The organism is Lentzea sp. NPDC059081 (genome assembly GCF_042738015.1).
In the GTDB taxonomy this organism is placed as follows: domain Bacteria; phylum Actinomycetota; class Actinomycetes; order Mycobacteriales; family Pseudonocardiaceae; genus Lentzea.
The window spans coordinates 23988-47382 of the sequence record NZ_JBHYGW010000045.1; the positions used below are offsets into that span (position 1 = coordinate 23988).

Annotated in this window: 23 protein-coding genes; 15 read left to right on the forward strand and 8 right to left on the reverse strand. The window is 70.3% G+C overall.

What is annotated here, in order from left to right; translation table 11 throughout:
- Positions 1–12: 12 nt before the first annotated feature.
- Positions 13–972 carry a threonine/serine dehydratase gene (locus tag ACFWV3_RS43380; protein ID WP_382419819.1) on the forward strand — a complete coding sequence of 320 codons (960 nt, stop codon included), beginning with the start codon at positions 13–15 and terminating at the stop codon, positions 970–972.
- Here the strand turns inward: ACFWV3_RS43380 and ACFWV3_RS43385 are convergent.
- Positions 961–1878, reverse strand: a complete 918-nt coding sequence (locus ACFWV3_RS43385; RefSeq protein ID WP_382419820.1) for a sigma-70 family RNA polymerase sigma factor — start codon at positions 1876–1878, stop codon at positions 961–963. The genes ACFWV3_RS43380 and ACFWV3_RS43385 overlap by 12 nt on opposite strands.
- Complete coding sequence (locus ACFWV3_RS43390; protein WP_382419821.1) at positions 1875–2837, reverse strand: helix-turn-helix transcriptional regulator; 963 nt, start codon at positions 2835–2837, stop codon at positions 1875–1877. The genes ACFWV3_RS43385 and ACFWV3_RS43390 overlap by 4 nt, the downstream gene beginning before the upstream one ends.
- Before the next feature lie 182 nt (positions 2838–3019).
- Here ACFWV3_RS43390 and ACFWV3_RS43395 point away from each other — a divergent pair, with 182 nt between their 5' ends.
- Positions 3020–3211: a S1 RNA-binding domain-containing protein gene (locus tag ACFWV3_RS43395; protein ID WP_382419822.1), complete on the forward strand. Its 192-nt coding sequence runs from the start codon at positions 3020–3022 to the stop codon at positions 3209–3211.
- 35 nt (positions 3212–3246) lie between these two features.
- Here the strand turns inward: ACFWV3_RS43395 and ACFWV3_RS43400 are convergent, their stop codons facing one another.
- The 4 genes from ACFWV3_RS43400 to ACFWV3_RS43415 form a co-directional block, all read right to left on the reverse strand.
- Positions 3247–4104, reverse strand: a complete 858-nt coding sequence (locus ACFWV3_RS43400; protein ID WP_382419823.1) for a hypothetical protein — start codon at positions 4102–4104, stop codon at positions 3247–3249.
- Positions 4101–4562 (reverse strand): hypothetical protein, encoded by a 462-nt coding sequence (locus tag ACFWV3_RS43405; protein WP_382419824.1) that lies wholly within the window; start codon positions 4560–4562, stop codon positions 4101–4103. The genes ACFWV3_RS43400 and ACFWV3_RS43405 overlap by 4 nt, the downstream gene beginning before the upstream one ends.
- Positions 4563–5100: 538 nt before the next feature.
- A complete protein-coding gene (locus ACFWV3_RS43410; protein ID WP_382419825.1) occupies positions 5101–5577 on the reverse strand; it encodes a hypothetical protein in 477 nt (158 codons plus the stop codon).
- Complete coding sequence (locus ACFWV3_RS43415; protein WP_382419826.1) at positions 5577–7010, reverse strand: helix-turn-helix domain-containing protein; 1434 nt, start codon at positions 7008–7010, stop codon at positions 5577–5579. The genes ACFWV3_RS43410 and ACFWV3_RS43415 overlap by 1 nt, the downstream gene beginning before the upstream one ends.
- A gap of 381 nt (positions 7011–7391) precedes the next feature.
- Between ACFWV3_RS43415 and ACFWV3_RS43420 the strand changes: the two genes are divergently transcribed.
- The 7 genes from ACFWV3_RS43420 (at position 7392) to whiA (ending at position 14342) form a co-directional block, all read left to right on the forward strand.
- Complete coding sequence (locus tag ACFWV3_RS43420) at positions 7392–7886, forward strand: hypothetical protein (RefSeq protein ID WP_382419827.1); 495 nt, start codon at positions 7392–7394, stop codon at positions 7884–7886.
- 171 nt (positions 7887–8057) lie between these two features.
- Positions 8058–8297: a Rieske (2Fe-2S) protein gene (locus tag ACFWV3_RS43425; RefSeq protein WP_382419837.1), complete on the forward strand. Its 240-nt coding sequence runs from the start codon at positions 8058–8060 to the stop codon at positions 8295–8297.
- 106 nt (positions 8298–8403) lie between these two features.
- Positions 8404–8874 carry a Rieske (2Fe-2S) protein gene (locus ACFWV3_RS43430; protein ID WP_382419828.1) on the forward strand — a complete coding sequence of 157 codons (471 nt, stop codon included), beginning with the start codon at positions 8404–8406 and terminating at the stop codon, positions 8872–8874.
- A gap of 42 nt (positions 8875–8916) precedes the next feature.
- Positions 8917–10818 carry an excinuclease ABC subunit UvrC gene (gene uvrC / locus ACFWV3_RS43435; protein WP_382419829.1) on the forward strand — a complete coding sequence of 634 codons (1902 nt, stop codon included), beginning with the start codon at positions 8917–8919 and terminating at the stop codon, positions 10816–10818.
- Positions 10819–11533: 715 nt separating this feature from the next.
- Positions 11534–12391 carry an RNase adapter RapZ gene (rapZ, locus tag ACFWV3_RS43440; RefSeq protein WP_382419838.1) on the forward strand — a complete coding sequence of 286 codons (858 nt, stop codon included), beginning with the start codon at positions 11534–11536 and terminating at the stop codon, positions 12389–12391.
- 5 nt (positions 12392–12396) lie between these two features.
- Positions 12397–13365, forward strand: coding sequence for a uridine diphosphate-N-acetylglucosamine-binding protein YvcK (gene yvcK, locus ACFWV3_RS43445; RefSeq protein ID WP_382419839.1), 969 nt, complete (start codon positions 12397–12399; stop codon positions 13363–13365).
- Positions 13356–14342, forward strand: a complete 987-nt coding sequence (whiA, locus tag ACFWV3_RS43450; RefSeq protein WP_382419830.1) for a DNA-binding protein WhiA — start codon at positions 13356–13358, stop codon at positions 14340–14342. Before yvcK ends, whiA begins: the two co-directional genes overlap by 10 nt.
- A gap of 78 nt (positions 14343–14420) precedes the next feature.
- Here whiA and ACFWV3_RS43455 read toward each other — a convergent pair whose 3' ends face one another.
- Complete coding sequence (locus tag ACFWV3_RS43455) at positions 14421–16493, reverse strand: acyltransferase family protein (RefSeq protein ID WP_382419831.1); 2073 nt, start codon at positions 16491–16493, stop codon at positions 14421–14423.
- 91 nt (positions 16494–16584) lie between these two features.
- Positions 16585–18945 (reverse strand): ATP-binding protein, encoded by a 2361-nt coding sequence (locus ACFWV3_RS43460; RefSeq protein WP_382419832.1) that lies wholly within the window; start codon positions 18943–18945, stop codon positions 16585–16587.
- 90 nt (positions 18946–19035) lie between these two features.
- Between ACFWV3_RS43460 and ACFWV3_RS43465 the strand changes: the two genes are divergently transcribed.
- The 6 genes from ACFWV3_RS43465 to ACFWV3_RS43490 all read left to right on the forward strand — a co-directional run bounded on the left by ACFWV3_RS43465 (position 19036) and on the right by ACFWV3_RS43490 (position 23108).
- Positions 19036–19245 carry a hypothetical protein gene (locus ACFWV3_RS43465; RefSeq protein ID WP_382419833.1) on the forward strand — a complete coding sequence of 70 codons (210 nt, stop codon included), beginning with the start codon at positions 19036–19038 and terminating at the stop codon, positions 19243–19245.
- 115 nt (positions 19246–19360) lie between these two features.
- Entirely contained in the window at positions 19361–20365 is a 1005-nt protein-coding gene (gene gap, locus ACFWV3_RS43470) for a type I glyceraldehyde-3-phosphate dehydrogenase (RefSeq protein WP_382419834.1), read from the forward strand.
- A 16-nt stretch (positions 20366–20381) separates the two neighbouring features.
- Positions 20382–21575 carry a phosphoglycerate kinase gene (locus ACFWV3_RS43475; protein ID WP_382419835.1) on the forward strand — a complete coding sequence of 398 codons (1194 nt, stop codon included), beginning with the start codon at positions 20382–20384 and terminating at the stop codon, positions 21573–21575.
- Entirely contained in the window at positions 21575–22363 is a 789-nt protein-coding gene (gene tpiA, locus ACFWV3_RS43480) for a triose-phosphate isomerase (protein ID WP_382419836.1), read from the forward strand. The genes ACFWV3_RS43475 and tpiA overlap by 1 nt, the downstream gene beginning before the upstream one ends.
- Positions 22364–22457: 94 nt before the next feature.
- Positions 22458–22697: a preprotein translocase subunit SecG gene (secG, locus tag ACFWV3_RS43485; RefSeq protein WP_325520958.1), complete on the forward strand. Its 240-nt coding sequence runs from the start codon at positions 22458–22460 to the stop codon at positions 22695–22697.
- A gap of 66 nt (positions 22698–22763) precedes the next feature.
- Positions 22764–23108, forward strand: a complete 345-nt coding sequence (locus tag ACFWV3_RS43490) for an RNA polymerase-binding protein RbpA (RefSeq protein WP_030470277.1) — start codon at positions 22764–22766, stop codon at positions 23106–23108.
- Positions 23109–23395: the final 287 nt, after the last annotated feature.

Genomic DNA, 23395 nt, shown 5'->3' on the forward strand with positions numbered 1-23395 from the left:
CTCTCCGGTGTCGTGCGGCACACCAGGATCGACCTGTCCCGCGTCCAGGCGGCACGCGAGGTGATCGCGCCGGTCTTCCTGGACACCCCGCTGTACCGGTGCGAGGCGCTGGAACCGGTGCTCGGGTGCGCGGTGAGCGTGAAGCTCGAGACGGCGAACCCGGTGCGCAGCTTCAAGGGCCGCGGCACCGAGCTGGTCGCTCACGGGCTCGCTGCGGCGGGGGAGCGGGCACTGGTGTGCGCCAGCGCGGGGAACCTCGGTCAGGCCGCCGCGTGGTCCGGTCTGCGCCGGGGGATCGACGTCACGGTCGTCGCGTCCCGGCACGCGACGGTGACCAAGCTCGACCGCATCCGCGCGCTGGGAGCCCGGCTGGAGCTGGTCGACGGCGACCACGAACTGGCCCGCGACCGGGCGGCGGAGATCGCGTCGCGTGACGGCATCCGGTTGCTGGAGGACAGCCTCGACCTGGAGACCTGCGAGGGTGCGGCGACCATCGGTCTCGAACTGGTGGACGCTTCTTTCGACGTCGTCCTGATCGCCCTGGGCGGTGGTGCGATGGCCACCGGCGTGGGGCACGTGCTGAAGGCCCTCGCGCCCGGTGTGGAGGTGGTGTGCGTGCAACCCGCGGGCGCGCCGGCGATGACGCTCTCCTGGCGCGCACGGCGGGTGGTCACCACCGACACCGCCGTCACGATCGCCGACGGCGTGGCCGGTCGCCGTCCCATCCCGGCCGTCCTGGCCGACCTGCTGCTGGTCGCGGACGACGCGGTGCTGGTCGAGGAGACGTCGATCATCGCCGGGATGCGGGCGCTGTTCGACCACGCGGGACTCGTCGTCGAACCGTCGGCCGCGCTGGGCGTCGCGGCGGTCCTCGAGGACCGCGACCGCTTCGCCGGACGCCACGTCGTCACCGTCGTGTGCGGCAGCAACGTCGACGCGGACGCCTACCGCCGGTGGGTCTCACACCGTTGACGGCAGTCCGAACTTCGCGAACAGCGTGAGGTCGAAGAACGACGACACCCGCGTGATCCGGTCGCCTCGCACTTCCAGCACCTGGAGGTTGAACGGCCGGAACACGCCGTCCTCCTCACGCAGGTACAGGCCGTAGGCGGGCTGGCCGTTGGCCTCCGTCCCGATCATCCGCGCGCCGTGCGGGACGGCGGGGCACTGGTTCGCGAGGTGCCACGCGACCATGTCCGGGCCCCGGTACCACTGCGGGTACGGCGGCATCTCCCAGACGACGTCCTCGGCGAACATGCCGATGATCGCCGGGATGTCCTTGGCCTCGAACGCTGTCACCCACCGGTCGAGCAACGGCTTGGCGTCGGCCGGCTCGACGACCTGGTCCTCGGTGAGGTCCTCCAGCTGCGCGTGGGCCCGTTGCAGGGCGCTGTTGACGGCCGCCACGGTCATGTCGAGCTCGTCGGCGGTCTCGGCGGCGCTGAGCCGCAGGACGTCGCGCAGGATGAGCACCGCGCGTTGTCTCGGCGGAAGGTGTTGCAGCGCCGCGACGAACGCCAGTCGCGTCGACTCGCGTTCGGTGACGATGGCCGCCGGGTCGGTCGGGATCGGTTCCAGCCAAGGGATCTCGTGGTCCTGGGTCAGCGGGTCGTGCTCCGACGCGCTCCCCGAGAGGTCGAACGGCAGCGGCCGCTTGGCGCGGCTGTCGAGCGCGGTGAGGCAGACGTTCGTCGCGATCCGGTACAGCCAGGTGCGCACGGACGAACGGCCCTCGAACTTGCCGTACGACTTCCACGCGCGCAGATAAGTCTCCTGCACCAGGTCCTCGGCGTCGTGCAGGGAGCCGAGCATCCGGTAGCAGTGCGCCAGCAGCTCCCGCCGGAACGGGTCCGCCGCGGTCTCGAAGTCCACCGTCACCGTTGCGCTCCGATCGAGTTCTGCAGCCTTGTGATGAGCTTCGCGACGTGGCCGATCAGTTCCGCGGGCTCGTGCACCTCGAAGTCGAGGTCCAGGTACAGCAGGTAGAAGATGATCCGGTCGAGCGCCTCGGCACCCGTGCGCATCAGGCACGACTCGTCGTCGATCGGTTCCAGCGACACGGACATCGGCGACGTGCGCTCCGCGACGGTCTTCAGCGGGGCGTGGATCTTCAGCACGGCCTGGTAGGTGTAGACGTTCGACGCGATCTGCCGCGACACGAACTCGCCGAGGCTCTCCGCCGGTGGTTCTCGTGGCGTGAAACGCGCGGCGAGCGCCGGTTCGGTGGTGACCCGGTCGACGCGGAACGTGCGCCAGTCCTCTTTGGACACGTCCCAGGCCACGAGGTACCACCGGCGGCCGGTGTGCACGAGACCCTGCGGTTCGACCAGGCGCTTCGCCGGCTCGCCGTGCGTCGAGGCGTAGGTGAACCGCAGCTGCTGGCGGTCGCGGCAGGCGGCGGCGATGATCGTGAGCGTCTCGGGGTCGACCGTCGGACCGGCCGCGCTCAGCGGAGTGGTGTGCGCCTGCAACGCCTGGACGCGCCGGCGCAGCCTCGTCGGCAGGATCTGCTCCAGCTTGGTGAGCGCGCGGACCGACGTCTCCTCGATGCCCGCGACCGTGCCGTTCGCCGCCGTCCTGAGCCCCACCGCGACGGCCACCGCCTCGTCGTCGTCGAGCAGCAACGGCGGCAGCTCCGCGCCCGCGCCGAGCTGGTAGCCGCCGGTCGAGCCGGGCAGCGACGTGACGGGGTAGCCGAGGGTGCGCAGCTTGTCGACGTCACGGCGGATCGTGCGCACGTCGACGCTGAGCCGGTCGGCGAGCTCCGGGCCCGTCCAGTCGCGCCGCACCTGCAACAGGGACAGCAGCTTCAGCAGCCGTGCGGACGTCTCCAGCATGGGGGAAGTCTAGATTCCATTGCGGACGGCGGCCGGTGATGGCTAAGGTTCGCGGTATGACTGCCGGGTCGGCCTTGTGCCGTGAGCGGAACGGTTGCCCGGCCCTGACTTGATCAGGGCCCCTCCACCCCGCGCGATGTGCCCTTCGGGACAACGCGCTTCGGGAGAGGAGGTGATGCGCAATGCTTCCCAACGTTGGTGATGTCTTCTCGGGGAAGGTCGTCTCGACCGTTCCCTTCGGCTCGTTCGTCGAGCACCCCGCCGGTGCACACGGGCTCCTGCACGGCCGCCAGGCCGAGGTCGGTTCGTCGGTGCGGGTGAAGGTGCTCGCGGTGGACGCCGAGCAGCAGCGGTTCAGCCTGGAGCTGGCGTGAGCTGAGTTCCCGGGCAGAGGCGCCCTGCCCGGGACCTACGGCCTGCGGTAGTCCGCGGACTCGTTCGTGAGGCGGTCGTGCAGGGTCTTGCGGTGCCCTTCCTCGGAGGGCGCGGGACCCAGTGCGTCCGCCGGGCTGGTCACGTTGTGCAGCAACCGGTACAGCACCACGTCCGTCGCCGTGAAGAGCCAGTCGTCCGCCCTGCCGGGCGGTGCGGCCGGCCCGAGCGCGTTCTCGAACCACGCCGGGAACAGCAGGTCCCGTGCCACCGCGTCCTCGACGCGCGTGCGGATGTGCTGCCGCACCTCGGCGATCGCCGTGTTGCCCGCCGACTTGGCAGCGGTGTCCTTGGCGTGCGTGTCGTCGTCCGGCAGGTCGGGCCGGGTCCGGGCGGTGATGTCGTGCCACTGCCTGTAGTTCTTGCGCCACAACGCCTCCGCGTTCGCCGGCAGGTGGGTCAGCGCTTCGGCCGCCTCCATGGCCTCGCGCGCGTCCCTGTCGTACTCGGCGATGGCCTTGCGGGTCAGCTTGGCCTCCTGCGGCGTGAACGTCTTGCGGGCGTAGGCGTCCTGGCCGGCGGCGATCCTGGTGAGCTGGTTCTCCGTGATCTCCGGCCACGTGTCGAAGTCGGCCCTCTCGGTGTTGCTCGCCCGGATCTTGCGGTTGAGCGCCACGAGGAGGCGTTCGAGGCGGTGCACGCTCTCGGCCAGTTCGTTGACGCGCTCGTCGGTCTTGGTGAGCTTCCTGGAGTTGTCCTTGAGCTGGTTCGTGATGCTCAGTTGTTGTTGCGCTGCCTCGGTTTGGGTGTCGTCCAGCCGGGTGGTGAGCGACTGGAGGTCCTTCTTCAGCCGTTCCAGCTTGTCGTTGAGGGCCTTGACCGGGTCGATGTTCACCGGAGCGTCCTCCAGGCCCACCAGGCGACTCCGGCCGCGGTGATCACCGTGGCCCACCCGCTCGCAATCGGGGTCAGGAGGGTCGCGGCGAGTGCTGCCGCTATCGCCGTGGTCCTGGCCCGTGGTTCCCAGTGGTGCCGGCCGGTGGGGTCCACCAGGACCGCCGCTGCCACGGCCACCGCCAGGAGGAGGGAGAGCAGGGACCAGGCGTCGAACCAGCCGATCGCCACCGCCAGCGCCGCCGCGGTGGTGGCCGCGGCTATCGCGCGGTTCGGGGTGGCTCGTTGCGCTGCTTCCGCGTCTCGTCTGGCTTCCAGGACCGCTTCCACTTCCTTGTTCGTGGTCGTCAGGAGGGTCGGGAAGTCCGGGCTGCCTGGGCCTGCGGCTTGGAGGGCTCGTAGGGCTGTTCGCAGGGACTTCTGGCGGTCGGCCAGGCGTGCGAACGGATCGGCTGCCATGCCCTGAAATCGTGATCAACGGGGGTGGAGGGGGCTAGACCGGTGGGCGGAGTTGGTCCGGTTGCCGACGAACTTCCCTCACTCGGACTAGTTGGGTTGTTTCGTTGGGCCCCCTGTTGCGTGGCGTTCCCCTGTTGCGTGGCGTTCCCCTGGTGCGGGCGGGGTGGTTGCGGTTGCGTGCTTTCCCTCAGGGGCTCTGCCCCCGAACCCCCGCCAATCTGATCTGGGGGTACCGCGCCCTCGGCGGGTTGATGGCACGCCTGTTTGTGTTGGGCGGCTGCGCGTTGCGTTGGTGGTGCGGTTCGGGTGGGCCCCCGTCACGAGTCGAGCCAGGAGCCGGCCACAACGAGGTAGGGGTGTCAAGCGGGCGAAAAGCGTGCCCGCTTGACACCCCTACCTCGTTGCAGCGAGAGCTGTGGCACGACTCGTGACGGGGGCCCACCGGAACCTTCGTTTCAAGCCAAGGCAGCTCGGCTTCGCCGTCGCCATTGCGTGCTCGCCTTCGGCATCGCTTGGCTCGCCTGCGGCATCGCGGTCGCTACGACTTGCGTTGTGCCTCCGGAGGCCAGACCACCTCGATCGGCACGCCGCTTGCCCTTGCCTGTTCCACCACGTCCGCTGTGCCGCCCTTGCCCTGGGCCGGGACGCCGTCCCAGACGGCTACCAGGAGTTCTACGGAGGCGAGCATTCGTTCGTTCGCCGCCACGTAGGCCAGGCGGCCGCTCGACATGTGCGGGAGGACGCTGACCACCGTGGCTGCTGCCCTCAGCTCGTCGTAGTCGGCCAGTTGGTGTGGCTTCAGGCGTTCTCGGTAGTCGAGGGCGGGGAGGACCACCTCCACCTCGCCGCCCAGGGCGAGGATCGCCCTGGCGAAGACCTGGTCGGCGCCCGGTGCCAGGCACGTGACGCCCACCAGGGGGCGGTCCAGTTGGTCCAGTACCTCCGTCAGGGCCGCCTGGACTGCGGGGATGCAGTCGGGGATCAGGTTGCTGTGCCCGGTGATGCCCACTCGCATCAGGCGGTCCGGATCGCTCTGATCGCGTCGCGGGTGTCCTGCACGGCGGGGATGTGGCGGTGTTGTGCCGCCTCCTTGGCGAAGTCCTCCAGTTTGCGCAGGACTCGGCCAGAGGAGAGCTTCGCCGCCGTCGGCAGCACCTCGTTGATCAAGCCGCACGCCGCCTCCGGGTCTCCCGCGACCATCTTGGTGCGCGCCAGTCCGATCACGTCGAAGGCGCGGTTGCGCACTTTCGACGGGTCTCGCAGTTGCAGTGCGCGCCGGATGTGTTGTTCGGCGTACACGGCTTGGGTGGGGTCGTGCATGGCGAGGTCGCGGCAGCGGGCGCCGATCACGCCCTCCAGCTCGGCCTCGTCGAAGCTGTGCAGGTAGCGGGGCTCGTTGCCGGCCTCGCGCTGGGCGAAGCTGTCCTGGGCCATGCCGACCGCCTGGTGGAACTCCCTGGTCTTGCCCATGTGGGCGTAGGCCCAGGCCTCCCTGGTCAGCAGGAGGGCCTTCAACGTCGGCGTGCCGGTGCGGCGGGTGCCGTACTGGCCCAGTTGGACGAGCTCCAGGCCGTCCTCCGGGCGGCCCAGGTCGAACATCTGCCGGGCCATCGCGGCCAGGCAGAGGGCCGCGAAGCCGTCGTTGTGGCCCGCCTTGGCCATGCGGATGGCCAGCACGTAGTAGCGCTGGGCCGCGTTGTGCAGGCCCGCGTCGAACGACATGCTCGCCGCGACCTTGGACAGTTCGGCGCCGATGAAGAACGCCTTCTCCGTCGTGGGGCCCGCCGGCGCGCGTTGCAGCCGCTCGGCCAGCTCGTCCAGCTGGCCCAGCACCGCCTTGCGCGCCAGTCCGTACCCGCCCCGGCCACCCCAGCCGCGCAGGCCGTCGGCCACGTGCTGCAGTGCGTCGAGCTCCTCCGTGCTGATCGCCGAGTGCGACGACCACTTCGACAGGTTCTGCAGGGGGTGCAACCACCGCTGCAAGGGCTCGACCAGTGCGGATCCCACCGTCACCGCGGCGGCTCCTGTGAGCGCCGCTCGTCTGCTGATCGCCAAGTCGCTCCTCGCCGTCTCCTCGACCGAACGGGCAATGCTCGTCGCCTCCCATGCGGCGGCGAGCACGTCTGGCGGGCCCGTTTCGGGGGAGCCCACCTGAGCTGGGATGACGACTCGGTCGAACCACAGTCGTTCGCCCGGCACGCCCAGCACCTGGGCGAAGTGGCGCAGCCGGTCGAGCCGGTCGATCTGGTTCTCGCCGGACTCGTAACGCGAGAGCTGCGCCTGGCTGATGCCGAGCCACGCCGCCATGCGGTCCTGGGTGACGCGGCTCAGGTGCTGGGGGTGGTGCCGGTACGCGGAGATCAGGGCACCCATGTCGCGGTCCGTGCACGCGGCCGCGATCGCGGGGTGGTCCCAGAAGTCGTTCGGGACCTCAGGAGGGCCGTGCACGCCGGAACGGGCGTTGCGGCGGCAACGGTGGCAGAGCCGATCGGTGTTGTCGGCGGCGATGAACGCCCCACAAGGGCAAGCGCGTCTGGATTTGGGTCTCGCGGTATCCATCGGCCTCGCCCCCGTCACTGAGCGTTTTCCAAGTGTACGGAGCCGTGATCGTCAGTCCATCCATCTCATGCATAAGACGTAATGGATTCGCGTGTCGCAGTGCCTGGTACCCCTCTCGGTGGATGGGCTTCATACGTCCGCTGCATGACGTCCATGCAGCCGGCGAGTGGTGTTGGCGTGATCTGCGACGCACCCTGCACATCGTCAGGGGCGGGACGACCCCCGTGGCCTGACCAGTGCCTGACCCACCAACGGGGAGGACCACCGCCGATGAGCCTCACGACCGCGGAGACCGGCACGGGGAGTGCCGGGATCCCACAGAACAGGGGACACGAACGGGCGATCGGGGAGGCCGTCGCCGGCTACCGGTTGCTCGGCTGGCAGGTGTCGGTGACCGAGCAGGGAGTGTTCCTGCCGCTCGGGCCCGCGACCACCGCGCTGGCCATGCCGGCGCGCATCGGGTCGCGCGTCCTGGCCGACCTCAAGTCGCGCATGCTCGCCGGTCCCGTCACCGTGATTCCCGGCCCCCGCGAACACTGGATCTTCCTGGCCGAGCTGGTGGCGTTGCTGCCGACGCACCTCAAGGCGCCACCGGAGGTCCAGTTCGTGCGATCGCCGCACCGGATCGCACTCCCGCCCACGATGACCAGGTACGGATCGCTGCGGTGGGCGAACCCGCCGTCGCACTCGCGGCACTGGTTCCCGCCGTTCACGGCGGTGCTCGCGCTGGCCCGCCAGGCCGCCGCGGAGGACCAGCGCCGATAATCGGTGCTCGTGGATCGTCGATCAGTGCTGTTGTGCGGGCTCGTCGCTGCTGCTGTGAGCGCCTGCGGTGAGCCCGCGCCCCGCAGGACGGGCGGCGTCGGGGCCGCTCGTCGCGGGGACCGCGTCACCTCCGCCTCCTCCGTGCCGGTGGGCAGTGGCGTGCTCGTGGACATGCCCGGCAACGCCCAGCTCCTGGTCGTCCAACCTCGATCAGGTGAATTCAGGGCCTTCAACCCGGCGTGTCCGCACGTTGGCTCGTTCGTGAACCCGCCAGCCGGTGGGGTGATCACCTGCCCGTTGCACGGGAGCACTTTCGACGCTTCCACGGGCGCCGTCCGCAAAGGACCTGCGACTTCCGGTCTCGCCGAGGTCGCGATCTCCCTTTCGGGTGACGATCTGGTCGTCTCCTGAGACCTGTGCGTTTGCTGTGCATCCTGTTCCAGGCTGAACTTTCGCCGTCCTCATCGCGTAATGCTGTGGTGTGACCCCGAACACCCACCACCACGGAGGAACGGTCGTGAACACCGAAAGCCCGGTCAACAGGCGGACGGCGCTGTGCGGAATCGTGGTTGCCCTCGCGGTGCCCAGCGGACTCGTGACGGCGTGCAGCTCCGGCTCGTCGACGGGCACCGGTGCCACGACTCCGACCCAGGGAGGTTCCACCCCCACGTCAGGCTCCACCGGTAGTGCGGGCGGCGCGCTCGTCGCGCTCGCCGACGTGCCGGAAGGCGGCGGCGCCGTCGTCGACGGCCCCGGCGGCAAGAAGATCGTCGTGGCGCGCGTGTCCGCCACCGAGGTGAAGGCCTTCGACGCGACGTGCCCGCACCAGGGCTCGATCGTCGCGGAACCGTCCGGCGGCACCATTACCTGTCCCTCGCACGGCAGCCAGTTCTCCCCGGCCGACGGCTCGGTGAAGAAGGGGCCGGCGACGACCGGCCTGAAGGCGGTCGCGGTGAAGGTCGACGGCGACCAGGTGGTCCTGACCTGACCCTGTCGGTTTTTGTCAGACCCCGTCGATAGTCTGGACGGCGTGGCAGACCCCTCGACGTACCGCCCCGCGGTGGGCACGATCCCTGAGGCTCCCGGCGTCTACAAGTTCCGCGACGCCGGTGGCCGGGTCGTGTACGTCGGCAAGGCGAAGAGCTTGCGCAGCAGGCTGAACTCCTACTTCGCCGACCTGGCCGGTCTGCACCCGCGCACGCGCCAGATGGTGACGACGGCGGCCTCCGTCGAGTGGACCGTCGTCACCACCGAGGTCGAGGCGCTGCAGCTCGAGTACAACTGGATCAAGGAGTTCGACCCGCGCTTCAACGTCCGGTACCGCGACGACAAGTCGTACCCGGTGCTGGCCGTGACGCTGCACGAGGAGTACCCGCGGCTGCACGTGTACCGCGGCCCGCGCAAGAAGGGCGTGCGCTACTTCGGCCCGTTCGCGCACGCGTGGGCGATCCGCGAGACGCTCGACCTGCTGCTGCGGGTGTTCCCGGCGCGCACGTGCTCGGCGGGGGTTTTCAAGCGCCACAACCAGATCGGGCGCCCCTGCCTGCTCGGCTACATCGACAAGTGCTCGGCGCCGTGCGTCGGCAAGGTCTCCGCCGACGAGCACCGCGACATCGTGCTCGACTTCTGCGACTTCCTGGCGGGCAAGACGGACAACATGATCCGCCGTCTCGAACGCGAGATGTCGGCCGCCTCCGACGCCCTGGAGTTCGAGCGCGCGGCCCGTTTACGGGACGACCTGGGCGCGTTGCGCCGTGCGATGGAGAAGCAGGCCGTCGTGCTCGGCGACGGCACGGACGCGGACGTGATGGCGTTCGCGCAGGACGACCTGGAGGTCTCGGTCCAGGTCTTCCACGTGCGCGGCGGCCGCGTGCGCGGCCAGCGCGGCTGGGTGCTCGACAAGGTCGAGGCCGTGGACGACGCGGCGATCGTCGACCAGTTCATCATGCAGTTCTACGGCGACGAGACGGAGAACACCCCGCGCGAGGTGCTCGTGCCCGTGCTCCCGGACGACGCGTCCGCCCTGGAAGACCTGCTCTCCGAACAACGCGGCTCCCGCGTCGCTCTGCGCGTGCCCCAACGAGGCGACAAGCGCGCGCTGATGGAAACCGTGGCGCGCAACGCTTCCGAGGCCTTCGCCCAGCACAAGCTGCGCCGCGCCGGCGACCTGACCGCCCGCTCCGCCGCCCTGCAGGAACTGCAGGACGCGCTGGCCCTGGACACCGCCCCGCTGCGCATCGAGTGCATCGACATCAGCCACGTCCAGGGCACCGACGTGGTGGCATCACTGGTGGTCTTCGAGGACGGCCTGGCCCGCAAGTCGGAGTACCGCCGCTTCGCCCTCCGCGAAGCCGCCACGGAAGGCGACGTGGCCTCGATAGCCGAAGTCGTCCGCCGCCGCTTCCAGGCCATGCTCCGCGAAACCGCCTCCGGCGGCCCCAACCCGGGCATCGACCCGGACACCGGCAAACCCCGCAAGTTCGCCTACCCGCCCAACCTCCTGGTGGTCGACGGCGCCGGCCCCCAAGCAGCCGCGGCAGCCGACGTCCTGGCCGAACTCGGCATCACCGACGTGGCCATCGTCGGCCTGGCCAAGCGCCTGGAGGAGGTCTGGGTCCCCGGCGAACCCGACCCGGTCATCCTCCCGCGCAGCAGCGACGGCCTGTACCTGCTCCAACGAGTCCGCGACGAGGCCCACCGCTTCGCCATCGCCTACCACCGCCAGAAGCGCTCGAAGCGCATGATCGCCTCCGAGCTGGACGACGTGCCCGGCCTCGGCGAGACCCGCAAAGCCGCACTGCTCAAGCACTTCGGCTCGGTCCGCAAGCTGCGGCAGGCCAGTGTGGACGAGATCAGCGGCGTCCCCGGGGTGGGGCGGCGGACGGCGGAGGCGGTGGTGGCGAGCCTGGCGTCGCCGGAGGGCAAGGCCTGACGGGGGCGTGCGGGTGTGGGATCGGAGCCGGGGCGTGGGATCGCTCAGCCGGCATCACTGCGCGTCGTTCAGCCGGTCTCGTCACCCATCCCTCAGGCGGCGTCGCTGGGCGCCTCGACCGGCTTCGCTGGGTGCCCTCAAGCTGCTTCGCTGGGTGCCTCGACCGGTTCCGACACGCGCGCCTCGGCCGGCTTCGCCGCGCCCCGCGACCATGCCGCACCGCCCGCGACCAGCCGCCGCCCCGCCCCCGCCCTTCCTCCTGCGGGAGGCGGCTGATCATGGTTTCCGGACATCCAACAGACGGCGCCGAGCGTGAATCAGGACGAGGTTCACCCATTCGGGTGTCGGAAACCACCGAGGCACGTAGCGTGCCAAGTGCCCAACCTGCCACACGCGGGGGCAGGGGCAGTGGAGACTCACACCGAGCGAGTCCTCGACGACCCGCCGACGCGGAGCCCCGCAGGAGCCCCGCCGATGCGGAGCCTGACAGGAGCCCCGCCGACGCGGAGCCTGACAGGAGCTCCGCCGACGCGGAGCCCCGCAGGAGCCCCGCCGACGCGGAGCCCAGCAGGAGCCCCACCGACGCGGAGCCCCACGAGAAGCCTCGCCAACACCGAGCAAAAACCGAGCCAACACCGAAGCTGGCCACAAGAGAGCGTTGTCGCGCTCATGAACAGGTAACGGAGTCGTAGTCGTGAACGCGGAGAAGTCCGGCATCGAAGTCGCCGTGGTGACCGGGCTGTCCGGTGCGGGCCGCAGCACCGCGGCCAAGTGCCTGGAGGACCTGGGCTGGTTCGTCGTCGACAACCTGCCCCCGGAGCTCATCGCCACCATGGTCGAGCTCGGCGCCCAGGCGCGCGGGGCCATCACCAGGGTCGCTGTCGTCATGGACGTGCGCAGCCGCGCGTTCACGGAGGACCTGTCCGCCATCATCAAGGACCTCGACGCTCGCGGGTACAAGCCTCGCGTGCTCTTCCTCGAGGCCACGGACGACGTGCTGATCCGGCGGTTCGAGGCGGTGCGGCGTGGTCACCCCATGCAGGGGGACGGGCGGTTGCACGACGGCATCGAGGCCGAGCGGATCCTGCTCACGCCGCTCAAGCAGGAAGCGGACCTGGTGCTGGACACGTCAGCGCTGTCGGTCCACCAGCTGCGGGCCAAGATCGAGGACACGTTCGGCACGGAGGCGGCGTCCAGGACGCGGGTGACGGTGCTGAGCTTCGGCTACAAGTACGGGCTGCCGATGGACGCCGACCTCGTCATGGACGTGCGGTTCCTGCCGAACCCGTTCTGGATCCCGGAGCTGCGGGAGCAGACGGGTCTCGATGGTGAGGTGCGCAACTACGTGCTGTCCCAGGAGGGCGCCGACGAGTTCCTTGACCGGTACCACGAGCTGCTCCGGCTGATCGGGGCCGGGTACCGGCGTGAGGGCAAGCGCTACCTGACGCTCGCGATCGGCTGCACTGGTGGCAAGCACCGCAGTGTGGCCCTGAGCGAAGAGCTGGCCGCGAGGCTGGCGAGCGAGGACGGCATGGCCGTGAAGGTCGTGCACAGGGATCTGGGACGCGAGTGACGAAGGTGAAAGCTGTCGCTTTGGGCGGTGGGCACGGGCTGCACGCGACGCTGAGTGCGTTGAAGCAGGTCACCGACGACGTGACGGCCGTGGTGACCGTCGCGGACGACGGTGGTTCCTCCGGACGTCTCCGGCGGGAGCTCGAAGATCTGCTGCCGCCGGGTGACCTGCGCAAGGCCATGGCGGCGCTGGCGGGGGAGGACGAGTCGAGCAGGCTCTGGACGTCCCTGTTCAAGCACCGCTTCGGCGGCACGGGTGCCCTCGCCGGCCACGCGGTCGGCAACCTGGTGATCGCCGGGCTGCTCGAGCAGCTCGGCGACCCCGTGGCGGTGCTCGACCTCACGTCGAGGCTGCTCGGGGTGACGGGCAGGGTGCTGCCCATGTCGAACGACCCGCTCGACATCGAGGCGGACGTCGTGGGCCTCGACGAGGACGAGACGGACGTGCGGCGCATCCGCGGGCAGGTCGCCATCGCGACCACGCCGGGGCTGGTGCAGCGCATCCGGCTCACTGCCCCGAACGGGCGACCTGTCGGCTGCCCGGAAGCGGTACAGGCTGTACTTGACGCCGATCTCGTGCTACTCGGCCCTGGATCGTGGTTCACCAGCGTGTTGCCGCATCTGCTGGTGCCCGAGCTCCACGACGCGCTGGTGCGCACGCGGGCCACGAAGGTCCTCGTGCTCAACCTTGTCCCCCAACCGGGGGAAACCGCCGGTTTCTCTCCGGAGCGCCATTTGGACGTAGTCTGCGAACACGCACCCGAGCTGAAGGTGGACGCGGTGATCGCCGACGTCGACTCGGTCCCCACCCCGGACCGGCTGACTCGAGCCGCCTCGGCACTGGGCGCGCGCACACATCTGGCGAAGATCGCCGCACCGGACGCTGCCGAACGGCATGATCCGGAGGCGCTTGCCGGTTGCCTGAGGCAGGTGGTCGAGGAGACCGGAGCAGGAGGGACAGGCCCGTGGCGATGACGTCGGCGGTCAAGGACGAGCTGAGCAGGCTCGCGGTATCCAAGACCTGTTGCCGCCGCGCGGAGGTGTCCTCCCTGCTCAGGTTCGCGGGCGGCCTGCACATCGTGTCCGGCCGGGTCGTCGTGGAGGCCGAGCTCGACCTCGGGTCCGCCGCGCGCCGGCTGCTCAAGGAGATCCAGGCGCTCTACGGCCACCACGCCGAGGTGTTCACGATCCAGTCGAACGGCCTGCGCAAGGGCACCCGGTACGTCGTCCGCGTCGTCAAGGACGGCGAGGGGCTGGCCCGCCAGACCGGTCTGCTGGACCCGCGCGGCCGTCCCGTCCGCGGTCTGCCCGCCCCGGTCGTGTCCGGTGGCGTGTGCGACGCGGAGGCGGCGTGGCGCGGGGCGTTCCTCGCGCACGGCTCGCTCACCGAACCCGGCCGCAGCTCGTCGCTCGAGATCACCTGCCCCGGCCCGGAGGCCGCGCTGGCACTGGTCGGCGCCGCCCGCCGGATGGGCATCGCGTCCAAGTCGCGCGAGGTCCGCGGGGCCGAGCGCGTGGTGATAAGGGACGGCGACGCCATCGGCGCGATGCTGACCAAGCTCGGCGCGCACGACAGCGTGCTGGCCTGGGAGGAGCGCCGGATGCGCCGGGAGGTCCGCGCCACCGCGAACCGCCTGGCCAACTTCGACGACGCGAACCTGCGCCGGTCCGCACGGGCCGCGGTCGCCGCGGCGGCACGGGTCGCGCGGGCGCTCGAGATCCTCGGGCCCGAGGCACCCGACCACCTCGCCGCGGCGGGCCAGCTCCGGCTCGCGCACCGGCAGGCGTCGCTGGAGGAGCTCGGCCAGCTGTCCGACCCGCAGATGACCAAGGACGCGGTGGCGGGCCGTATAAGGCGTCTGCTGGCCATGGCGGACAAGAGGGCCAAGGACCTGGGCATGCCGGACACCGAGTCCGCGGTCACGGCGGACATGCTCGAAGCCGAGGTCTGAGCACCGGGCACCCGGCCCGGACGACGACAGCGCCCCTGGGACCAGGTCCCGGGGGGCGCTGTGCGGGTCAGGCGGGGATCAGATCATCCCCAGCCCCGTGAGCAGCGGGTTCGCCAGCGTGCGCGAGTACGTGTTCGTCACGTGGTTGTTCCGGTACACGACCACGTTGCCGATCACCGCCGGGCACACGTCGTCCTTGCAGTACCACGGCGTCAGGTCGACGACCTTCACCCCGGACACGCCCTCGGACGCCGCCACGAGCGGGTCGCCCTCGCCCTGGAACGCCTCGGCGCGCGGGGTGCCGCAGGCCGCCGGGTCGTCCGCGTTGCGCTCCAGGCAGCGCGGTACCTGGCCGTTCGGCCGCGGCAGGTCCTTGATCACCGCGACCGGGATGCCCGCGTCGGAGAACGCCTTCAGCATCTCCCGGTAGCCGCCGACCATCTCCTCGCGCGACGTCCACGTCCACTTCAGGTCGCTGACGTACGACTCGCGGCTCATGCCCGACAGCACCACGAGGGTCGGCTTCTGCGCCTTCACCCGGTCGAGCACCGCGCGGTTCTGGTCGGAGCAGGACGTGAGCAGCGTGCCCGCCTCCGACGGCGGCACCGCGTTGAACGGGCAGCCGTTGCGGGTCATCGCCTTCACCTGCCACTGACCCCTGCCGTCGCCGCGCGCGAAGTCGATCAGCGGGGTCGAGTACTGCGCCGAGTGCGAGTCGCCGAGCAGCACGACCGTCTTCGGCGCCGTCTGGTCACCCCACGAACAGGCCGTCGAGGCGTAGTCGAGACCGTAGACGTTGCAGTCTGCACCGTTCGTGCCGCCGTACGGGCCGTCCTCGTTCGCCACCGCGGGCGCCGGCAGCAGCGGCACGCCGGCCGGAACCGGGCGGGGTGAGCGCGGGTCGAACGCCATCGCACCGGGGTGGTCGGCGTCCAGGGCCGTCTGGGACGCGAGCTGCGTGAGGTGCTTCTCGGCGGTGTACCAGGGGATCGAGGCCGCGACCACGGACACGACCACGAGCACGAGACCGAACAGGTAGGTGCCACGGCGGCGGCCGAACCTGTTGCGGCGGAACGGGTCCTCGATGAACTGCTTGGACAGCGCGGCCAGCACGAGGCTGATCACCAGTGCGAGCAGCATCTCCTTCTTCGACAGCCGGTCGCGCCCGCCGATCTCCAGGATCACGACGATGACCGGCCAGTGCCACAGGTAGAGGCTGTAGGAGATGTCACCGACGTACTGCACGGGACGCAGGCTCAGCAGCCGCGCCAGCGCCGTGCCCGCGCAGGCCAGCATCGCCGCGGTGCCGAGCACCGGCAGGGCCGCCACGTAGCCGGGGAACATCATGTCGGTCGAGTACAGGAAGCAGGAGACCAGCACGGCCGCGAAGCCCAGCCAGCCGAGCACCTCGCGCACCGCCCGCGAGAGCGTCACGCGGTGCAGCACCATCGCCGTGAGGCCGCCGATGCCGAGCTCCCACATGCGGGTCGGCGTCACGAAGTAGGCGGCGCCGTGGTCGACGGGCGTGTAGTAGACGGAGAACGCGAACGACGCGACGGTCACCAGTGCGACGGCGCCGACGGCGTAGGGGACCGTGCGGCCGTTGAGCTTGCCGGCGAGCGCGGCGCTGCCGATCAGCAGCAGCGGGATGACCAGGTAGAACTGCTCCTCGACGGCCAGCGACCAGTAGTGCTGGACCGGGGAGGCGCCGGCGGTGGCGTGCCCGTAGTCGTTGGACAGCACGGCGAGCAGCCAGTTCTGCGCGTTCAGCGCCGACCCGACGACCTCGCGCAGGAAGCCCGGCCACCGCGACTCCGGCAGCAGCAGGACGACGGCCGCGACGACCGCGAGCAACGTGGCGGTGGCGGCGGGGAGCAGGCGGCGGATGCGCCGCGCGTAGAAGTCGCGCAGGCTCACCGTGCCGGTGCGGCGCAGCTCGTTGGTGAGCGTGCCGATGATCAGGAACCCGGAGATCACGAAGAAGACGTCGACGCCGACGAAGCCGCCGGGCAACCACGACGGGCGCAGGTGGTAGAGCAGGACGACGCCGACGGCGAGCGCCCGCAGGCCCTGGATGTCCCCGCGCATCGCGTGCTGGGGGCGAGGGGCGTCGAGCACCCCGGTGGGACGCTCGGCGGAGGTGACCGCCACAGGTGACTCCTCAGCTGCCTGGGTTTTCGCGGAAGACGTCCGCGTCAGAGGCCAGAGGATAACTCGATCGAGTGGATCAGTCGTGGCAGGGTCACTGCGTGTGACGACCAGCCCAGACGGCCAGCTGAGAACGCGAGCGCAGCCCCAGCTTGGACCGGGCGTGCGTCACGTGGCGGGCCACGGTGTGCGGTGAGATGCCCAGCCGTAGCCCGATCTGGCGGTTCGTCAGGCCTTCCGCCACCAGCGTCGCGACGTGCAGCTCCCGCGCCGAGATCACGCCGTCGTCGTCGCCCACGTCGAGCTGGGCGGTCAGGGCGTAGGAGACGGCCTGCGCCAACGACATCCGCTCGCCCGTCGACTCCGCCGCCCGCAGCCGGCCCGCCGTGATGCGGTCGCGGCACACCGCGCGGGCGTCGTCGAGCAGCGCCTGCCAGTAGGGCTCCGCGCGGAAGTCGAAGCGCGCCCGGACCACGCCCGCGGCGGTCAGCAGCGACAGCGCGCGTTCGTCGTCAGAGCCCACGCCGACCAGGCCCAGCGCCAGGCCCTCCAGGTCGTAGAACTGGTCCATCGGGTGCTCCGAGCCCACCTCCAGGCTCTCCCGGAACAGCGCCACGGCCTCCGCGTGGTCCTTGCGCGCCAACGCGATCGCGCCGGACGTGTGCAGCGTGGAGTTGAGCATGTGGGGCAACCCGACCAGGCGCATCAGGGTCAGCGACTCGCGCACCAGCGGCTCGGCCGTGCCGGGTTCGCCGTGCTGCAGCAACGTCCAGCCGTAGGAGTTGAGCAGGACGCCGCGCGCGAGCTTGTCGCCGTCGCCGCGCATGAGCTCCACGGCCTCGTCGAAGAGCGTCCAGGCCAGCTCGGGGTCGCCGGTGTGCGCCTCCGCGGAGGCCAGCACCTCCAGCGCGCGGGCCAGCGTGCCGGGGCGGCCCGCGTCGGCCCGTTCGATGGACAACGACTCCCGCGCGAACCGGCGGGTCACCTCCCAGCCGCCGCGGATGCGGTGGTGCATCGCCGCCAGCGCCGTCAGGACGCTGCGGTACGACGGCGGCATCGGCCGGGTCAGGGCGCTGTGCAACAGCTCGGTCGGCGCGCCGCGCGGCCCGCGGGGCGAGGACGTGTACGCCGTGGCGACGATGGCCAGCGCGTGCCGGGTCCAGTCGCCGGTCTCCTCGGTGCGGGCCACGGCCAGCTCGATCAGACCGGCGTTGCGCTCCAGCCGCAGCACCACCGGCGGCGAGGGGAAGAACCGGGAGATCTCCGGCTCGACCACCGAGCACACCCAGCCGACCACCCGGTCCGCCACGAACGGGACGTCACCGCACTCGACCGCCCGTTCGCGGCAGTACAGGCGCACCGACTCGAGCTGGCGGAACGTGACGTGGCCGCCGGCGCGGTCGGCCACCAGCAGCGACTTCTGCTCCAGGCTCGTCAGCAGCTCCAGGGCGTCGTCCAGGCCGCACACCGCGCTCGCGACCCCCAGGTCGAACGGGACGCCCAGCACGGCCAGCCGGCGGCAGGCGGCCTGCTCGTCGGACGAGAGCAGGTCGTAGCTCCAGCCGATCGCGGCGCGCAGCGTGCGGTGGCGGTCGTCGGCGGCGCGCGGGCCCCCGGTCAGCAACGCCAGCCGGTCGCCCAGCCGCGCGAGGACGTCGGCGGGGGACAGGACGGTCATGCGGCGCGCGGCCAGCTCGATCGCCAACGGCATGCCGTCGAGCGACCGGCACACCGCGACGACGTCCGCGACGTTCGCCGCGTCGACGTCGAACGTGCGGTCCACCGACACGGCGCGGTCGCGGAACAGCACCACCGCGTCGTGCCGCAGGGCCTCGGCGACGTCGGCGACTTCGGCGTTCGCCGGGGGCAGACCGAGCTCGCCGACCGCGAAGACCTGCTCCCCGGCGAGTCGCAGCGGCTCCCGCGACGTCACCAGCACGCGCAGCTGCGGGCAGCAGGCCAGCAGCTCCGACACCACGTCGGCGACCTCGGCCAGCACGTGCTCGCAGTTGTCGAGCACCAGCAACGGCCGCCGGTGCTGCTCGACCTCGGCGATCACCGCGTCGCGCACCGACCGGTTCGGCAACGGGCGCGCGCCCACGGCGTGGTAGACCGCCTGGACGACGTCGGACACCGGCGCCAGAGCCGCCCACCACACCTGGTCGGCGCGCCTGCCGACGTGCTGCACGGCCAGCCTGGTCTTGCCCGCTCCCGCGGGGCCGACCAGCGAGACCAGGCGGTCCGTCCCGTGGCGGGCCAGCGCGGCGAGCTCCTCGCGGCGGCCGACGAACGTGTCGAGCGGCCTCGGCAGCGTCGTGTCGTGCGGAGCGTCCTCGCGCGTCGAGGTGCGTTCGCGGTACGCGCGCTGGCGGCACGCGTTGGAGCAGTAGCGCCTGCCCGCGGCGGCCTCGGTGAGGGGGTTCCCACAAGTCACGCAGGCGGCAGTGGCCGTCATGGAGTGTGACCGTACCGCTGTGTAACGACCCGTAACACCCGCTGTTTCGGAGTATTGAACCGTCTTCCCCGGCGTGGGGACGATTCCGCCATGACGGGGCGAGACAAGCAGGGGAACGGTCCGCTCGTGCCACCGGGCGACCGCGCGGTGGTGGACGAGTGGCTGACGCGGATCACGGCGGTCGTCGGCAGCGGCGCGACGGAGGACAGCCCGGAGGCCTGCCGCACCGCGGCGGAGGCAGCGGAGGAGCTGAGCGCGTACCTCTGGATGCTCCGCGCCTCGCGCCGCCGAACGGCCTAATCAGGGCCTGTTTTTCTGGCTCGATCCAGAGATACTCACTATCCCTGTGACCAGCGACGCAGTTCTGCGGATAGGGTGGGGTCGTTACTGCCAGACTGAACGCAAGGAGTCCGTCGTGACGGTTCGTGTAGGTGTCAACGGTTTCGGCCGCATCGGGCGCAACTTCTTCCGCGCCGTGAGGGCCGGCGGCCACGACATCGAGATCGTCGCGTTCAACGACCTCGGTGACGTCGCCACGATGGCGCACCTGCTGAAGTACGACAGCATCCTCGGTCGTCTCGACGCCGACGTGCAGGTCACCGATGAGGGCATCTCGGTGGACGGCAAGGTCATCAAGGCCCTCGCCGAGCGCGACCCGGGCAAGCTGCCCTGGAAGGACCTCGGCGTCGACGTCGTGGTCGAGTCGACCGGCTTCTTCACCGACGCCACCAAGGCGCGCGCGCACGTGGACGAGGGCGGCGCCAAGAAGGTCATCGTCTCCGCGCCGGCCAAGAACGAGGACCTCACCGTCGTCATCGGCGCCAACGAGGAGAAGTTCGACGGTTCGCAGACGATCATCTCGAACGCGTCCTGCACCACGAACTGCCTCGCGCCGCTGGCCAAGGTCCTCAACGACAGCTTCGGCATCGAGCAGGGCCTCATGACCACGATCCACGCGTACACGCAGGACCAGAACCTGCAGGACGCGCCGCACAGCGACCTCCGCCGTGCCCGCGCCGCCGCGCTGAACATCGTCCCGACCTCCACCGGTGCCGCGAAGGCCATCGGCCTGGTGCTGCCGGAGCTCAAGGGCAAGCTCGACGGCTACGCGCTGCGCGTGCCGATCCCCACCGGCTCGGCCACCGACCTGACCGTCACGCTCAAGCGCGAGGTCACCGTCGACGAGGTCAACGCCGCGTACAAGGCCGCCGCCGAGGGCCCCCTGGCCGGCATCCTCAAGTACTCGACCGACCCGATCGTGTCGGCCGACATCGTCACCGACCCGCACTCGTGCATCTACGACGCGCCGCTGACCAAGGTCATCGGCAACCAGGTCAAGGTCGTCGGCTGGTACGACAACGAGTGGGGCTACTCCAACCGCCTCGCGGACCTGGTCAAGCTCGTCGCCTCCAAGATCTGAGTTCGGAGTAAGTGCGTTGAAGACTCTCCGCGACCTGCTCGCCGAGGGTGTCGCAGGTCGGCGCGTCCTGGTGCGCGCCGACCTGAACGTCCCCCTGGATGGCGACAAGATCACCGACGACGGCCGCGTCCGCGCGTCGGTGCCGACGATCAAGGCCCTGGCCGACGCGGGTGCCCGCGTGATCGTCACCGCTCACCTCGGCCGCCCCAAGGGCGAGCCGGACCCGAAGTTCTCCCTCGCGCCCGCCGCCGCCCGCCTGGGTGAGCTGCTCGGCACCGAGGTCCCGCTCGCGTCCGACCTCGTCGGCCCGTCCGCCACCTCCGTGGTCGGCGCGCTGACCGACGGCGGCGTCGTGATGCTGGAGAACGTCCGCTTCGACGCCCGCGAGACCTCGAAGGCCGACGCGGAGCGCGCGGAGCTGGCCGACGAGCTCGCGTCGTTCGCCGACGCGTTCGTCTCCGACGGTTTCGGTGTCGTGCACCGCAAGCAGGCTTCCGTCTACGACGTGGCGCAGAAGCTGCCCGCGTACGTCGGCGGCCTGGTGGAGACCGAGCTCGGCGTGCTGCGCAAGCTCACCGACGACCTGGAGCGCCCGTACGTCGTGGTGCTCGGCGGCGCGAAGGTGTCCGACAAGCTCGGCGTCATCGCGAACCTGCTGGCCAAGGTCGACAAGCTGCTCATCGGCGGCGGCATGGCGTACACGTTCCTCAAGGCCCAGGGCCACGAGGTCGGCACGTCGCTGCTGCAGGAGGACCAGCTCGACCAGGTCAAGGGCTTCCTCGCCGAGGCCGAGAAGCGCGGCGTCGAGCTCGTGCTGCCGGTCGACGTGCTCGTCACGGCCGAGTTCGGCAACGTCGAGCACGAGGTCCTCGCGACCTCCGAGATCCCCGCCGACAAGATGGGCCTCGACATCGGCCCTCGCAGCCGTGAGCTGTTCGCGTCGAAGCTCGCCGACGCCAAGACCGTGTTCTGGAACGGCCCGATGGGCGTCTTCGAGATCGAGACCTACTCCGGCGGCACCCGTGCCGTCGCGGAGGCCCTCGTGAAGTCCGAGGCGTTCACCGTCGTCGGCGGTGGCGACTCCGCCGCGGCCGTGCGCGCCCTGGGTCTGCCGGAGGACGGCTTCTCGCACATCTCCACCGGTGGTGGCGCCTCCCTCGAGTTCCTCGAGGGCAAGGAGCTCCCCGGCATCAGCGTCTTGGAGTCCTGATGGCAGCCCGGCTCCCGCTCATCGCGGGCAACTGGAAGATGAACCTCAACCACCTCGAGGCCATCGGTCTCGTGCAGAAGATCGCCTTCTCCCTGCCGGAGAAGTACTTCGCCAAGGTCGAGGTCGCCGTTCTCCCGCCGTTCGTCGACATCCGCAGCATCCAGACGCTGGTCGACGGCGACAAGCTGCTCATCAAGTACGGCGCGCAGGACATCTCGCAGCACGACTCCGGTGCCTACACCGGTGAGGTGTCCGGCCCGATGCTGAAGAAGCTCGCCTGCCACTACGTCGTGGTCGGTCACTCCGAGCGCCGCGAGTACCACGGCGAGACGGACGCGGTCGTCAACGCGAAGGTCAAGGCCGCGCTCAAGCACGAGGTCACGCCGATCTTCTGCTTCGGCGAGAAGCTCGACGTCCGCGAGGCCAAGGGCCACCTGGAACTGGTGCGCCGGCAGCTCGAGGACGGCCTGGCCGGTTTCTCGGCCGAGCAGGTCGCCAAGATCGTGTTCGCGTACGAGCCCGTGTGGGCGATCGGTACCGGCAAGACCGCGTCGTCCGCGGACGCGCAGGAGGTCTGCTCGGCGGTCCGCTCGTTCGTGGCGGAGAAGTACGGCGAGGAGACCGCGGCCGTCGTGCGCGTGCTCTACGGCGGTTCGGTGAAGTCGTCGAACATCGGCGAACTGATCCAGCAGAAGGACATCGACGGCGCCCTGGTCGGCGGTGCGAGCCTGCAGGCCGACGAGTTCACCAAGCTGTGCGCTCTGGCCGCCGGCGGCCCTCTACCCTAAGTTGATCTGGATAAACCACTAACCCCACTGGTTGCACACGTTCGGCAGTCGAACAGGTACTCTATGGCGTCGGCTGCCTGACAGCGAGGAAGAAATGATCCTGTTCCTGCAGATCCTGTTGATCGTCTCCAGCGTGCTGCTGGTGCTGCTCGTGCTCTTGCACCGCGGCCGTGGTGGCGGCCTTTCCTCGCTGTTCGGCGGCGGTATGCAGTCGAGTCTGTCCGGTTCCTCCGTTGTCGAGAAGAACCTCGACCGCCTGACGCTGTTCGTCGGCGCGGTCTGGATCATCGCCATCGTGGGCATCGGACTGCTGATCAAGCTCCCCGGAGCCTGATCAACCGTTCAGCGGCAGAAGCCCTCCGGGGCTTGGGGTAACCACTTGGTGGGGGTGTAACGGTCGATGTCCGGTGGTAACGCGATTCGCGGTACCCGCGTCGGCGCAGGCCCGATGGGTGAGTCGGAGCGCGGCGAGTCCGCGCCTCGTCGTCGGGTGTCGTACTGGTGCGCGAACGGTCACGAGTCCCGGCCTTCCTTCGCGGTCGACGCGGAGGTGCCGGAGAACTGGGACTGCCCGCGCTGCGGCCTGCCGGCAGGTCGTGACGAGCAGACGCCACCCGCGCCTCCGCGCAACGAGCCCTACAAGACGCACCTCGCTTACGTGAAGGAGCGTCGGTCGGATGCCGATGGGGAGGCGATCCTCGAGGAGGCTCTCGCCAAGCTTCGTCGGCAGCGGGAAGAGCCGTAGGGGTTCGGATTTGGTTTTGGTTTGAGTGGAAGGCCTCCTCCTGCCGCAGGGAGGGGGCCTTTTGCTTTTGTTTTGGGTTCCCCTGTTGCTTGGCGTTCCCCTGTTGCGGGCGGCGGGTTTCTGTTGCGTGCTTCCACCTGGGGGCTCTGCCCCCAGACCCCCGGCAATCTGATCGGGGGCCCCGCGCCGTGGGCGGGTTGATGGCACGCCTGTTTGTGTTGGGCGGCTTGCTGTTTCGTAGTTTGGTTGCGTTGCGGTGGGGTCCCGTCACGAGTCGCACCAAGAGC